The sequence below is a fragment of the Haloquadratum walsbyi J07HQW2 genome, from assembly GCF_000415985.1.
GTDB lineage: Archaea > Halobacteriota > Halobacteria > Halobacteriales > Haloferacaceae > Haloquadratum > Haloquadratum walsbyi_B.
Genome location: NZ_KE356561.1, coordinates 3,261,128 through 3,276,008, shown reverse-complemented (window position 1 = coordinate 3,276,008; position 14,881 = coordinate 3,261,128). Strand labels below are relative to the sequence as shown.

The following is a 14,881-nucleotide window of genomic DNA, read 5'->3' as shown; positions in this document are numbered from 1 at the left end:
AGTTATTGTCGAGTTTATAGAATAGATTTGGGATTTCCACGAGTAAATATAGACAATTACTCGTCTCGTCTCGTCTCCTCTCAGTGGGTATCTTAATTCACGAGTTCAAAATGAAAACAATCTTGCTGAGTACACTCCAGATATCGTGACTGGAAGATTTTATTTTTCCTCGTCAACATATATTGAATATGCCAGATACGGAGACAACAAATCGAGTCCTTGAGGTGCTGAAATCGGCTAACGAACCGCTATCAGCGTCAACAATTCAACATCACATCGCCACGCAAAGTCGCGATATGACGACAGGAGCTATCAGAGATGTTTGTAAAGAACAGATTGAAATGGACACGATTGAGGCGACTGACGATATACCGCCGACATATCGACTCATCGATAAATAGCTGATTGTCACGAACAATTTCACCTGACGGTAAGAATTCACCCTAGCCGACATCTCAATAATGCTTTAATTGAATGTGATTCGACCTTACGATTCGTGGGAAGGAAATTGTAGTTCATCGGTGATGTTTGATACTTCTTGAGGAATTCAACATATCACGCAAGTTGCGCCTAGGCAGTGATACTTTTATTTCGTATTGATAGACATATCCTAAGAGATAGAATTTCGTCATGGTATTATCGTTCGAATTGAGTGCAATGTACCCGCTTTCATAAGCTGAGTTGCTTCGTACAATATGACTCAATGCAAGCTGAAAGAAGATACTCAACAGATTAGATTGGGCTTGAATGAGTGACGCGAAATGAAAACATCTCAATTAGATACAGTAGATGCTCTCACACAGACAGTTGAATTAACATAATCTAGTGTTTACCGAGCGTTTTCAATTTGTGTAAGCGCTTCAGGATTTTCGATACTACTCATGTCGCCGAGATTTCCACCTGTATAGGTTGTCTTCACTGCCCGACGAATAATTTTACCCGACTGTGTTTTTGGAAACGCATCAACAAACAATACCTCACTAGGTCGGAATGGTTTGCCTTGCTCTCTGCCAACCAATTCACGGACCTCATCCCGAAGCATATCAGTCTCTTTAGCATCGTCTTCCGTGATCAAATATAATACGACTGCCGTTCCGGTAGTATCGTCAGGGGCACCTACCACTGCCGCCTGATTGATTTTGTCGTGCTCCATTGCCGCGCTCTCGATTTCTGCGGGTCCAATCTTTCTCCCTGCAACATTTAAAACATCGTCAGCACGACCATGCAAGAACCAAAAGCCGTCTTCATCTTGTTGCGCCCAGTCGCCGTGGTTCCACATTGGTGGGCTCTCGAATGCCGACCAATACTCATTGAGATATCGCTCATCACCACCCCATAGAGACTTCGTCATGGCAGGATTGGAGTCACGAGCAACGAGGTAACCGCGTTCGTTCGTTTCTGCAACCGATGCTCCCGTTTCGTCGATGATGTCAATATCCATGCCGAGCCCTGGTCCACCAAGTGTGCACGGTTTTAATGACTGGGTTGGCATCGGCATCAGAAAACAGCCGAATATTTCTGTCCCGCCGGAAATATTGATAATCGGTGTATTACCATTCCCGACATGATCATACAACCAAAGCCACGACTCAGTATCCCATGGTTCGCCAGTTGAACCTAGCAATCGAAGCGACGAAAGGTCATGTCCTTCTACCCATTCATCACCCTGCTTGCGGAGTGCACGGATTGCTGTCGGGGAGATGCCAAATTGGGTGACTCCATGGCGGTCAATCAATTTCCAGAATCGATCTGGCTGCGGGTGGTCCGGAGCCCCCTCATACATAACCATCGTGCCGCCGAAGGTGTGAGTGCCAATGAGCGTCCATGGTCCCATCATCCAGCCAATATCGGAGACCCAGAGAAACCGATCCGACGGTTTGAGATCAAAGCCAAAATGTAATTCTTTCGCTGGTTGGAGTTGTGCACCTGCGTGCGTGTGGACAATTCCTTTCGGCTTTCCTGTCGTCCCAGAGGAATACAACAGCATACACTCCTGATCACTGCTGAGTGACTTCGTCTCGTAATCGTCATTTTGAGTTTCGATTGCATCTGCCCACCACTCATCTCGATTATCGTTCCATGGGATATCTGCGCCAAGACGGTCAAAGACGACTGTATGTTCAACAAAGCCAGCCTCAGCAACCGCTTCGTCAGCAGCACTTTTCAGTGTAATCTCATCGCCACGGCGATAGAACCCATCACCGGTAAATAACACTGAGCACTCTGAATCATCAATCCGGGTTGCCGTCGCGTCAACACCGAATCCTGAGAAAATAGGTACAGCAATTGCACCTACTTTGAAGCAACCATACAGAATTGAGATAACCTCCGGAATCATCGGCATATACAATCCAACCGTATCGCCGGTGTCGATATTGACTGATTCGAGATAATTGGCGACTTGATTGCTCCGACGAAGAAGTTCGTGGTATGTTAATTCTCGAACATTACCCTGTTCGCCTTCCCATATGCAGGCAACGGTATTTCTTCGATCAGAACTCATAGACCCGTGCCGATCGACCGTATTATGTGCAACGTTTAATTCACCGCCCGGATACCATTCTGTGAATTGTGGACCCTCAGCATCATCTCGGACACTGTCATATTCTGTATAAAATTCGATATCTAAATAATTAGGCAGTTCATCCCAAAACCATTCAATATCAGAGGTTGTTCGCCTGATGAGATCATCATGGTCAGTGATATCATAGGCATTCATGAACGCGGCGACGTTTGTCGACTTAACGAATGACTCATCTGGGACGTGGACGACCTCTTGTGATTCAGGAGACTGCATATATCATATAAGGCAATCAATATACTTAATTTTAATTATAATATTAGTATGAAATCTGACTTTCAACCCCTCTATTACGCTTTAGATATCATGAGGACAGAGATAACGTCGGAGTCACCTCAATGTGCGAGTAAGCTCATTTGACTTCTTCCATAGCTGAAGCCGTGTGGGATTGCTCCGTGGGTAGTCTGACCAAGCGATTCCCCCGGCTGTGAACTAACGGGTTCGCTGACACTGAGTTGGGTTAGGTTGCTTAACCGACCCCGACCCCGACCTCAACCTCGGCTGTCCCCAAACCGATGGTGTTCGATCGTGGTCGTGCCACTCCCAGTACGCCCCACTCGCGGGTGCGCCCTTGCCACGTTCAGCAGACAGGGCATCTCGCCGAGCCATAGCCATCGACCCTACTCTACTTGTTTTTGCAGCACGTCCCACGCCCCGGTCCGGCAATGTCACTGTGCGTGTCCAACTCGCAGTCATCATATCGGGTCGGAGATCGGAACGCATCACCGCCCCGGCCCGGTGAACGTTTTCAGGCTCACACTGTGGGCGCTTGCGACTCGAACTTTTTTCACTCACTCCTTGACGGTGATGCCGACATCTCTGAGTGTGAGTTCGAGTCGGTCAGTGAGTTGCCCGTGACTCCAGAACGCGCTAACTGGACTGACTGTGCAATCCCTCGCCTTGTAGTTGGTATGACCCTTCAACTCGTCTTTGAAGTTGCCGTGGTCGGGGATTTCACCCGTGTCATCCCATACTTCCCGGGAGTGGTAATTGGCGACGTTGCCACGTGAGACGACGTCTCACGGGCTCTTAAACAGAGTCCAGTCTGAGACCGATCCAGAGTAGAGTTCGCTTTGGCTGGCACTTCACCTGTGCCGTGCCCGTGCTGATCGAGCATCTCCTCTCGTTGTGAGTGGGTGAGGATTGTCGCTCGGTGGAGTTCCAGCATTCTGAACGTCTATGTAACCACTTATACTCGTATCTGGTGTAAGTGGACGGATTAAAAACGAAGACGAAGACGAAGACGAAGACGTGGAATATCCGGGTGGGCTATCGACGGTGGATTACGGAGTGAGTTGTCGGATTCATCCCGCGGGTATTCTCCTCAAGATTTATTATCACCGACTGGTCGGTATAGATAAACCCCCTCAGAGTGCGAGTATTCAATATCGTCAGCGTCTGTATTCCAATATCATGCCCTCACAGGATTCATCTTCATATCAGTGTCCGCGTCCGCGCTCAGTTGAGGAGTTATCAGTAACAGACGCTGGTCAACGCACTGAATCGACAGCGCGCCAGACAACAGGCACGCGAGATGTATCGACCATCGACTCAGGGTGGACACCATATTTTCGATATGACACAATCTATGAGGATCAACATACTGCAATTGAGTCGTTTTTAGATACACTTGGACAACAAGGCTACTATTTGAAAGAAGGTGCGTGTGGAACTGGCAAGACACTCGCTGCGGTAACGGCGAGTATACACGCGATCCGGAACCCTGAGCAATTGAGCGATCGATCACCGACAGATGAATCATTTCCAGAGTATGATCGCGTAATAGCTGTTACGCCGGTTAAAAAGCAGCTTCAGCAGTTTATCGCCGAATTACGCGGTATCAACAAGACACTTCCAGCAGAAGCAAAACCGATACGCACAGTCGTCCTACGAGGACAAGCTGATATGATGGCAATCAGGAATGCAAACCTCCCCAAAACAGACACACGGGATGTAACTCAAGACCTTCGTGCGACCACACGGGAGATTATTCGTTTCAACAGTGATATTCCGCTTGACTGGCCGGATGATCTCAGCCCCCCAGCGTTCTCAGTAGCTAATTACGACTGGTCTAATCCAAGTGAAAAAGCCGTACAGACACAGGAAAAGTATCCATATGATCCGAACCGGGCGCGGGCTATCAAGGATATTGTTGCACAATTAGAACCGAGAGATACCGAAGATAACACGCAATTATATATCGATGGTATCGAGACTCCGTATCCGGAACATGTTCCGCATACTTCAGAGATTGTTGATTCCACTCGACTTGATTCAAATTTTAATCAATTACCATCGGATCTGCAGGGTCGATTTGACCCATTTTATGCGGCAACGCTTTCAGGATTACAGGAATCGATTGTCGAGTTTGCGGATGCTCCATCCCATGTTGTTGATAAACAAACGCTGTTTGAGGCGACGGTTGCAAGTGGATGTTGCCCTCACGAGTTGATGTGCATTCTTGCTCAGCAGGCGGATGTTATCATAGGAAATTATAATCATCTTCTTGATCCCGAAACTCGATATCTGACCGATAAAAAACTGGGGTTACTTAATGAACAAACGATTGCAATTGTTGATGAGGCGCATCAGCTGGAAGAACGAAGCCGAGATAGCCTTTCTACTTCAGTTGATTTATACACGCTAATGAGGGCGCGCAATGATGTCAAAATTGCCCGTCAGTACGCGAGTGGAAGCATTGCTGATAGTCCAACCCCCGATCTCCCCAATGAACGTGCAGAGCTAGCGCAGAAAATTGTCGAAGACGGGGCAAAGCTACGAACGACCGGGATTGATCATGCAGAAATGCGTGCTGTGGAACAGCTATTGGATATTGCAAAGCAGAAACTTATCGAAGCAAGCGAGACAATTGATGCAGTGGGTCTGATACATCGATTTGGAGAGGAAGACGCAGAGCCACAAAGCCGAGAAGTAAAGTCACTAGTCGACCCGAATAATCTCAATTGGGGTGATCAGCTAACACGGAGTGTTAAAACAAATACATCCGTTTCAGTATCGGTGATGCAGGATGCAGAGCGAATCATGAGCCGCTTGGAAGACGTCTTTGATGCATTTCGTGAACATGGAATTCTTGATCGGACTCCACAGGGTAAACCAGTCGGAGCGTTCTTTCGACAGTGGGCGCAGGCGCCACATGAGGTGTACCATCCGGAGGCTCGTGTGATTCCATCACAGAAAGAATCATTTCCAGACCAGTTCCCAGCGTGGGTGAAAAACTGGACGCCAGAGTTACGATTGTTTAATTGTATTCCAAAGCGTGAGCTACGGAGAGTGTTCTCTGAACTTGGCAGTGGAGTCTTGATGAGCGCAACACTCCGCCCAAAAGAAACATTCCGTGAGGCAATCGGTATTGATGCCGTGCCACAGTCTGGTGCATTAGACACGAAGGTACAATCTACAGACGATGGGATGACAATTCGGATGAATGGAATCACGGATGAGATGACTGAGAGTGTCGACACTCGATCAACGACGTTCGATCGGTTCCCACTGCGGTTCTCGCCGGAAAATCGACTCTCTATTGTGATTGACTTGCCAAAATTCACGAAAGCAAATCGCGGTGAACAAAAAACGGATCCGCAGGCTATGACCGATACTCGCAGGCAATACGCTGAGGTGATTGGACAAGTGGCACGGACAGATGGCAATATTCTCATTGCAATGCCAAGCTATAGCGAGGCTGCATGGGTATATGAGTATCTCGGGACACTGTCGACTGAAAAACGTTGTTTCATCGATGAATCGAGTACGGCTGATGAGACTGATAAGTTATTATCGGAATTCTTCGAGTCCGGGGATGGAATTCTTTGTACCAGTCTACGTGGTACAATCACCGAAGGTGTTGATTTTGATGGGAAAAAACTGCATACATGTCTTTCAATTGGAGTGCCACTAGCTCCACCAAGCTCAGAGATGGATGCTGTCGAAATAGCATACCAGCGAGCAGTTGATGAGACAGGTGGTCAAGAGGCAGCGCGATTGATTCCATCGACACGTCGGGTGCGACAGTCTGTTGGGCGCGTGATCCGTGGTGTAGATGAAACAGGCGTTCGTATACTGGCGGATGAGCGATATGGAACGAGTGATAACACAAATCTGCGTATGTATCTATCACCGCAGCAACAGCAGGAGTTTACACCAGTTAAGTATGCTGAGGTTGGCGATGCAATTACCCGGTTTTGGGAATATCATGAATAGCACTCGATCCATACATCATCAGGTTCGGTGTATCATCACTCGCGTTTAATTTCGAACTAAAGCTTTATTTGTTTGATGAGAACAGTCCTGTCAGAGTTCATACATTGTAAGTCACAGTCACTGTCACTGTCACTGTCAATCTAGTATTATTGAATACATAAACATGGAAGGTCGGAATAATAAGCTGTCTGTTGAGCGTGATATTGCTAGGATGCTGTATTGATTGGTAAAGCTGGATACGCTGAATAGGCGGGCACTCAACTCTCGTCTTATGACTCATGGGCTATTGACTACAAGATACAAAACAGCTATATTGAGATGATATTGAGCTATCGGAGCAAAATCCAGATGATTTAGCCACGTGACGCCCAATCGAAACATAGACGCAATTTATATGTCAAATATAAATCGACCGTATGATATTGTTGTATGGGGTGCGACTGGTTTTGCCGGACGTTTAGTATCCGAGTATCTCACAGAGCAATACACACCAAATAATATTTCTTTAGCTCTTGGTGGTCGAAGTGCAGATCGTCTTGATTCAGTTGAAGCGGATCTTACCGCGAAGACTGAAACGTGGGATAATATCCCAATAGTAATTGGCGACGCAACAGACCCTGAAAGTCTTCATGAGATTACACAGGACACACGAGTGATCTGCACAACAGTTGGTCCATATACAAAGTACGGAACCCCACTGGTTGAAGCATGTATTGAGACGCAAACCGAGTACTGTGATTTGACTGGTGAGATAAATTGGGTGCGAGAGATGGTCGATCGATTCCACGATGCAGCAGTCAACGCTGATACGCGTATCATCCACAGTTGTGGTTTCGATTCCGTACCAGCGGATATCGGGACATTACTCGTCCAGTCATTCGCAACTGAGAACTTCGATACGCATTGTGAAATGGTTCGAGTGTATCTTGAGGAAGGTAATGGAGGAGTAAGTGGTGGAACACTAGCCAGTTTCGCTGAACTATTTGACGCTGCCTCCGATGACACGGTGACTCAACAAACCCTACAAAATCCATACTCACTTGCACCACCAGGCGAACGAGATGGTATTGACTCAGGTGAACAGCGCTACCCACAGAATGATGAATTTCAGTCAGTGTGGACAGCACCGTCTCCAATGGCACCAATAAATGAGCGTGTCCTTCGGCGGAGCAATGCGCTTCTTGGATATCCTTGGGGTCGGGAGTTTCGTTGTGCAGAAGTCATTCCAACCGGTTCTGGAATTGGTGGTGTGGTCGGTGCAAGTGTCGTTGCCGGTGGAATCATGTTATTTACCGCTGCGATGTCTGTTGATCCGGTTCGTTCAGGAATTCGTCAGTTCGTATTCCCCGCTCCTGGAGAGGGACCGACAAGACAGCAAATCAAGGATGGCTACTTTACCGTCCGTGCAGTTGGACGTTGCACAACTGCGGACGGTCCGGTCACTATTGAGACTGAGTTTAGCTCAGAGTTAGACCCCGGATATGGCTCGACTGCACGCATGCTCGCCGAGAGCGCAATGTGTCTCCTGCGAGACGAGATTGATTCGCCAGTATCTGGGGGGATATTAACACCTGCATCAGGCATTGGCAAACCGCTGGCTACACGACTTCGTGATATTGGATTTAATATCACTGTAGGTGAGCAAGACAAATCTGCGTCATCCTGATGGGGGGTAATTGATTTCGACGCCATCACGTCCGAATATGGAATCAGAGTTTCGCAATATTAAATCACAAACTACCAACAATAATCAATAATCACATGTGGTGAGTCGATATCTTGAATTCTGAATTCTAAACCATGATCGGGAGACAAAATGAGTGTGTTCCAAGCGCTTATTATTGTGTTATCCAAATCACGGTCAATGGACGACCGGAAATATGATTTGCTGACCGAATCAGAAATTGATGATGGTCAGGCAACAGCGGCGTATTTTCTGCGCACCGAGACCGTATTAGACCATGTTGATGAAAACCCAACAGTCACTGCAGAACTTTCTGCGCCTGAGGGGTGGCACTTACTAGCAGGGCTCAATGATGCTGCTGAGTTACTAGAAGGACTCCCTATTGACGTGTATGCACCGCCTGAGGGGACGCCAGTTTCTGGTTCTGGTGGTCCCATACTACGCATTGAGGGTCCATATCGCACGTTCGCACGATATGAGTCATCATTATTAGGATTTCTTGCTCATGCTTCAGGTGTCGCCTCCGCTGCTTGGCGGATCAGGGCAGCGGCTCGCGACCGGACAGTGTTGAGTTTCGGAACGCGTCGTCAGCATCCAGCGTTGGGGGCGATGATTGAGCGCTCTGCGCTGATAGGTGGCGTGGACGGTATTGGGAACGTCGCTGGTGGTGAGGTCATTGGCGTTGAAGCCGGGGGCACGATGCCTCACGCCCTTGTTGTCGCATTAGGATCACCTGAGGCAGCTTGGAAAGCGTATGATGAGGCACTTGAGGAGTCGGTGCCGAGAGTGTTGCTATGTGATACATTCGGCGATGAAGCTGATGAGGTTGGTCGCGTTGCGGATCATATCGAAGATCAACTGGAAGGAGTTCGTCTGGACACCACAAGCTCACGTCGGGGTGATATGCGGACAATCGTTGAGGATGTCCGGTGGGAGCTACAGCGGCGAGGACGAGATGATGTCACCATACTCGTAAGCGGGGGCATTGATGTTGCGGATATCCACCGTCTCCGGGATGTTGTTGATGGTTTTGGTGTTGGTGGTGCGATTGCGAACGCCGATCCAGTTGATTTCTCGTTGAATCTCGTAGCGGTTGAGGGAGAGCCACGAGCCAAACGCGGTGTCCGTCCTGGCGCGAAGACCGTCTACCGAGATGGTTATGATGATCAAGTTGTTGCGGTCGGTGAGACTGCTCCTGGCGAGCGATTATTGAATCCGTTAGTACGTGATGGTGAAAAACTCAGAGCATTTGATATTACCACAGCCGCTGATCGGGGTCGTGAAGCAATTCCGACGCTCCGGAATCGCGGGGTCTTTGATACCAGCGCTAAGAAGTGAAGTCATCATATGAGCGATGATAATGCCGCGGTTGATGATGTTCTTGAAGCGTTAGCTGGGAATAAAATCGAGCTTCAAGAGGCTAAACGCCAGCTAAAAGGGGTGCATCAAATCGATGAATTCGCACGGATAGATGCTCGTCAAGGTGAGCGGACCGGGATTCCTGAAGTTGTCGAAGCTGAGCGCAAAACCGATCAGCAGACTATCGATATTGGACATGAGCTTCTTTCAACGACCGGTCGGGCAATCGTGACAGGAGTCTCTGATACTGTCCGTGAAGAACTGTCTGACAGTGCTGCGACCGCACAATTTTATGAGCGTTCTCAGACATTCGTTGGTCATACGGCAGATTTTGAGCAACCTGATGATAACGGGACTGTTGGTGTCGTGACTGCGGGAACATCAGATATCACCATCGCCGAGCAGGCAGTTGCACTAAGTGAGGAGATGGGCTGTACTGTTGAGAGATTGTACGATGTCGGTGTTTCGGGAGTTCACCGGCTACTGGCAGAACAGGAGACATTAGCTGATTGTGATTGTGTGATTGCTGCTGCCGGTCGTGAGGGAGCACTCGCAACAGTGGTTGCAGGGATGGTCTCAGCCCCCGTCATTGGACTTCCCGTTGGAACCGGTTCCGGCTACGCTGGTGACGGTGAGGCAGCCCTGCTGGGAATGTTACAGTCTTGCACTTATCTGACGGTTGTCAATATTGACGCCGGGTTTGTTGCTGGTGGACAGGCAGCGTTAATTGCCCGATAATACGGAATAATGAGTGCCCACTACCACTACCCTTGCCAGACTAGTAGTCGCTCTTTGGCTTGCGTAATTCCAGCCTGAAGCCCGACCATTACGAGCACGAAAACAAACAGCGCAGCTAACAGTGCTTCTAGATCACCCTGCCCGTACCAGAATCGAAAGAGTGCACCCATCCCGACTGACATGCCAAACGTTTCCGCGAGCACAACGACCTTCCAGACCATGCTCAACAGATATCGGGCACTCCCTAGAACAGCAGGAGCGACCGCTGGAAGGTATATCTCCCGTAGTATTGAGGAACGAGTGACATCATATGTTGCGGCTACCGCTAACAGATCACTGTCAACTGTCCGAGCACCCTCCCATATCGTAACTGTGGCGTATGGTGTCGTCACGAACACAGTTGCAGTAATGACTGCGAGTTCACCAAATTGAAACAGCACCATCGTTACTAACACAACGACGAGCGTCGGGATTGTCATCGCCAGTGGTAACCACGGTGAGACCGCCCACTCGACTGAGCGCTGTTGAGCCATCGTGATCCCGATAGTTGTCCCGACTATCAGAGTAATCATACTTACGCTCAGCACCCGCATAAGACTCCGAATAAGATGGGTCGTAAGATTGCCACCTGGTCTAGGCACCAACAATGTGGGTATTCGCCTGATTACGGCGACCGGAGTTGGCAGCGTTGCTGGTATAATTTGCCCACTGATAGCCCATATGACAAAAATCGTCGCTATTGTTACAACCCACCGATAGCTGCGTCGAGTAATCACTGCAACGACCCGAAAAATCGACGAGTTAATCGTGTTTCTGTCTCTCGAAGTGCCGGATCATCGAAATCCCGTGGACGCTCATGATCAATGGTAGCTTCATCAAACAAATTTCCTTCTCTATCAACGAACAGGATCCGGTCAGAAAGTGCGACCGCCTCACTCATATCGTGGGTGACAAACAACACTGCTTTGTCTGTGTTATACCAAACATCAAGCAGATCTTGACGGACGTGACGAGCGGTTACCTCGTCCAGTGATGAAAACGGTTCATCCATTAAGAGGAGTTCTGGCTCAATTGCCAGTGCTCGCGCAAGATTCACTCGCTGGCGTTGACCACCAGATAATCGTTGAGGGTAACTGTCTCGTTCATCGGCGAGACCGACTCGGGTTAAGACGCTATCAATATGTGAGTCATACTCGCTGGGATTAACGTCGACAGCTTGGAGCACAAACTCAATATTCTTTCCGACTGTCCGCCACTCTAGTAAGCGAGGCTCTTGAAACACATATCCAAACGGAAATTCACCAGCAACAACTGATTTGTCATCAAACTCAACAGTCCCCTCGGTCAGCGGCGTCAATCCGGCGATAACATTTAAGATCGTGGTCTTGCCACAGCCTGAGGGTCCCATCAGCGTGACAAACTCGTCGGCGTCGACAGATAGATTTAGGTTAGTAAATACATCTACTGTCTCAGTATTATCGCCGTAGCGTTTCGTCGCCTCACGCACGCGGAGTCGAGTCATGCAATCAGATTTTTCATTTCAGTATCGTAACCTCGTTTCTGCGCTGCTCGATGTTCACTCCACCGCAATAGGCGATCAGCAAGAAGCATCGCTCCTATAATTGGGACTGCCCACGCAATCATCATCCCAGTGTCAAAAGCCTCAAAATGGTAGTTGACGGCAACACCAACCCCTGTCGCGGTCCCAAAAACTTCTGCGACCAACGCCAGTTTCCATGAAACTGCAAGCCCAATACGCATAGCACCAAATAAAACTGGTCTAATATGCGGCAAATAGATATGACGCCAAACTTGGCTTCTACGAGCATTATAAGCGGTAGCCATCTCGATTAACTCGTCATCAAGATCACGAGTACCCTCCCAAATTATTGATGTCAAATATGGAAAGACAATCAACACGATCACTAACACCGGAACAGCGAACTCAGTCAATCCAAGCCATAATACAGCAATAAATGCCCATACGACCGAAGGAACTGTCAATAATACGAAGAGCGGAGCCGCAAGATAATCCGTAATATTCTCTCGAACACCCATGATCACGCCCCACAAAGTGGCAAACATCATCGAGAGTACAAATCCTGTCACAACTCGGATGATTGTCGCGCCGTAAGTCACTCCGGGCGCAAACCGGTCGCCACCTGAGACAATCGTTTGAACATTCTCTGCTAGCGCGATAATACCAGGAAATTGTCGAGGAGTGAACGCTGCAGCAATCATCTGCCAAGCGAGTGCAAGCATAGCAACCGATACAGTCGTTACAACAATCTGACGAACCAGTGTGGAACCAATATCTGGCAGTACTGATTGTTGAGTTGACATCCGATTAGCCCTGGTCAAACGCGTCGGCGGTTGTTATTGCTGTATCACGGTCCGGGAGATCAAGCACTTGCCGGTCAGCCAGCAGTTCGAAAAATGACCAATGACTATCAGCTAATGACTCTTCATAAAATGGCGGTCCAAACACAGTGTCATTGTCCATCAACTCACCAACGACGGCGGCTTCATCAGGGTCTGAAATCCCAGCCGCTCTCCCAAACTGGTTAAGAGCTGTTTCTGCGTCTGAGCGGAACAACGATACTGATTCCCCCCAGCCCTGTAAGAACCGTTCGGTTATATCACGATTTTCGTCAAACCAATCTTGGCGGACAGTAAATGTCGTCGTTGGAAGTCCAACACCGGTGCGCTCTGTCCATATCGCGTGCGGGTCAAAAATTGTTCGCGTAGATTCATCAGCAATTCCACGAATCGTGTATCCTGAGAACTCGGAGATTGCATCCAGTTCCCCATCCTGAAGCAGTTCCCAAAGCACTGGCGGGTCTTCAGCCCGTGTTTCAGCAGTATCCTCGATAATGTCGATCCCGTGCGTTTCATCGATGAGCGCCCGATGGACAATTGTTGTTGTTGAACTGACTGCAGCTGGGACACCTAGCCGTTTATCGACGAGGTCTGTTGGATCCTCGATAGAGCTGTCGTCAGCTCGGACGAACATACGATTGAACATATTTTGTTGGGGTCCAATGAATGTTAATGGTTCACCATCGGTCATGAATTCCATCTGTGCAACCGTTGCTGGTGCCCCGATGTCGGATTCATCAGTCACGAGTTGCCGGTTGTACCGACCGTAAGGGACGGTCTGAAAATCTAACTCAAGATTCCGCGACGACCATACGCCGTTTTCGATTCCCCATCGAAATACAGCTGCGCTGACGCTACTTTCGACCTCTCGAACCGCAATGGTCTTTGAACTATCAGTGCCTGATATACTCTCTCCGAGACAACCACTAACTGCGACTGCCGCTGTGACGCTCGCACTTTTGAGTGCCCTGCGTCGCGATATATACATATACAGACAATTCGATTGAATAGATAAATACATTCCGAACACAGTATCATGACTGTATTTTATATCTTATTCTATATTGAAGAAAAATACTCTTCAAATTTTACTGAACGGGCTGAAATGGCTGGCAACGCAGTTAGAAACCACACTGAATTATTAATGCCGGTATCTCTCAGTCACTATCGAACCTATCGCTATTAGATAGTGGTCGTCTGTATGAATGTGCAGTCTAACTAATCAATACTGTCCGCATATATCGTGCCATACTCTGTAGTATATGGACAGCATGACTCATATGCGTAGTGACAGACATGTATTTTGAACGGGTACTGTCACAAAAGTTGATCAAGCTCTCATGATGTTGTTCATAAATAACAGTCACCTTCACACAATATGACGCGACTGCATACGATTGAGGCAACGCTGATAACGGGCACTATTGTTGACCGTCCGAACCGTTTTGTTGTTCACGTGCGGTTTGATAATACGCCTGAACGCGTGTTTTTAGGAGATCCTGGTGCTCTTGAGGGAATTATAGAGCCGGGACATGAGATCCTATGTTCACCTGTCGATGATGCAGATCGATCAACTGATTATGATGCCATTGCAGTCCTTATCGATGATATCTGCGTAAGCGTTCGAACTGCGTTGGCGAATGATCTCGTTGAGAGCGCGCTTGCTAATGATGCGATTCCCGCGCTTACCGGATATACAGTTCAAAAACGCGAGCCATCTTTTTCAAGGAGGGAATCCCGGCCTTCAGGCCGGGAGGGAATCCGACAACGGCTGAACTAACCACGCTCTGACAGCCAACCCGAATGCCGACCGTTAGCTTTAAGTTACGCTTAGATGGATGAGAGCCGATTTCGATATGGAGCGTGGCGGGCCACTTCACGAAGCCGTGAAGGAGTACGCCCGCGACCACGGGATACGCCAC

Annotated in this window: 11 protein-coding genes and 1 pseudogene; 6 read left to right on the top strand and 6 right to left on the bottom strand. The window is 48.5% G+C overall.

From position 1 onward, the window contains the following. Positions 1–188: 188 nt before the first annotated feature. Positions 189–401 carry a hypothetical protein gene (locus tag J07HQW2_RS15285; protein WP_021056540.1) on the top strand — a complete coding sequence of 71 codons (213 nt, stop codon included), beginning with the start codon at positions 189–191 and terminating at the stop codon, positions 399–401. A gap of 428 nt (positions 402–829) precedes the next feature. Here the strand turns inward: J07HQW2_RS15285 and J07HQW2_RS15280 are convergent, their stop codons facing one another. Together J07HQW2_RS15280 and J07HQW2_RS19660 are read right to left on the bottom strand one after the other, a co-directional pair. After that, positions 830–2,797, bottom strand: a complete 1,968-nt coding sequence (locus tag J07HQW2_RS15280; protein ID WP_021056539.1) for an AMP-binding protein — start codon at positions 2,795–2,797, stop codon at positions 830–832. Between the two features lie 683 nt (positions 2,798–3,480). After that, positions 3,481–3,749 (bottom strand): annotated as a pseudogene (locus tag J07HQW2_RS19660) (hypothetical protein); the annotation flags it as partial. 245 nt (positions 3,750–3,994) lie between these two features. Between J07HQW2_RS19660 and J07HQW2_RS15270 the strand changes: the two are divergent. From J07HQW2_RS15270 to larB, 4 genes are all read left to right on the top strand, one after another. Beyond that, entirely contained in the window at positions 3,995–6,799 is a 2,805-nt protein-coding gene (locus tag J07HQW2_RS15270) for a helicase C-terminal domain-containing protein (protein ID WP_021056536.1), read from the top strand. A gap of 394 nt (positions 6,800–7,193) precedes the next feature. Then, positions 7,194–8,465: a saccharopine dehydrogenase family protein gene (locus tag J07HQW2_RS15265; protein ID WP_021056535.1), complete on the top strand. Its 1,272-nt coding sequence runs from the start codon at positions 7,194–7,196 to the stop codon at positions 8,463–8,465. Positions 8,466–8,642: 177 nt separating this feature from the next. Then, positions 8,643–9,821 (top strand): nicotinate phosphoribosyltransferase, encoded by a 1,179-nt coding sequence (locus J07HQW2_RS15260; protein ID WP_303704341.1) that lies wholly within the window; start codon positions 8,643–8,645, stop codon positions 9,819–9,821. 9 nt (positions 9,822–9,830) lie between these two features. Beyond that, a complete protein-coding gene (gene larB, locus J07HQW2_RS15255; protein WP_021056533.1) occupies positions 9,831–10,580 on the top strand; it encodes a nickel pincer cofactor biosynthesis protein LarB in 750 nt (249 codons plus the stop codon). Positions 10,581–10,606: 26 nt separating this feature from the next. Here the strand turns inward: larB and J07HQW2_RS15250 are convergent, their stop codons facing one another. From J07HQW2_RS15250 to J07HQW2_RS15235, 4 genes are all read right to left on the bottom strand, one after another. Then, complete coding sequence (locus J07HQW2_RS15250) at positions 10,607–11,152, bottom strand: ABC transporter permease (protein ID WP_303704236.1); 546 nt, start codon at positions 11,150–11,152, stop codon at positions 10,607–10,609. Between the two features lie 200 nt (positions 11,153–11,352). After that, positions 11,353–12,102 carry an ABC transporter ATP-binding protein gene (locus J07HQW2_RS15245; protein ID WP_021056531.1) on the bottom strand — a complete coding sequence of 250 codons (750 nt, stop codon included), beginning with the start codon at positions 12,100–12,102 and terminating at the stop codon, positions 11,353–11,355. Further along, positions 12,099–12,923, bottom strand: coding sequence for an ABC transporter permease (locus tag J07HQW2_RS15240; protein ID WP_021056530.1), 825 nt, complete (start codon positions 12,921–12,923; stop codon positions 12,099–12,101). Before J07HQW2_RS15240 ends, J07HQW2_RS15245 begins: the two co-directional genes overlap by 4 nt. A 4-nt stretch (positions 12,924–12,927) precedes the next feature. Beyond that, a complete protein-coding gene (locus tag J07HQW2_RS15235; protein WP_021056529.1) occupies positions 12,928–13,947 on the bottom strand; it encodes an ABC transporter substrate-binding protein in 1,020 nt (339 codons plus the stop codon). 390 nt (positions 13,948–14,337) lie between these two features. On the opposite strand from J07HQW2_RS15235, the gene J07HQW2_RS15230 reads away from it, so the two are divergent. Then, complete coding sequence (locus tag J07HQW2_RS15230) at positions 14,338–14,739, top strand: PDDEXK family nuclease (protein ID WP_021056527.1); 402 nt, start codon at positions 14,338–14,340, stop codon at positions 14,737–14,739. The last annotated feature ends 142 nt before the right edge of the window (positions 14,740–14,881 follow it).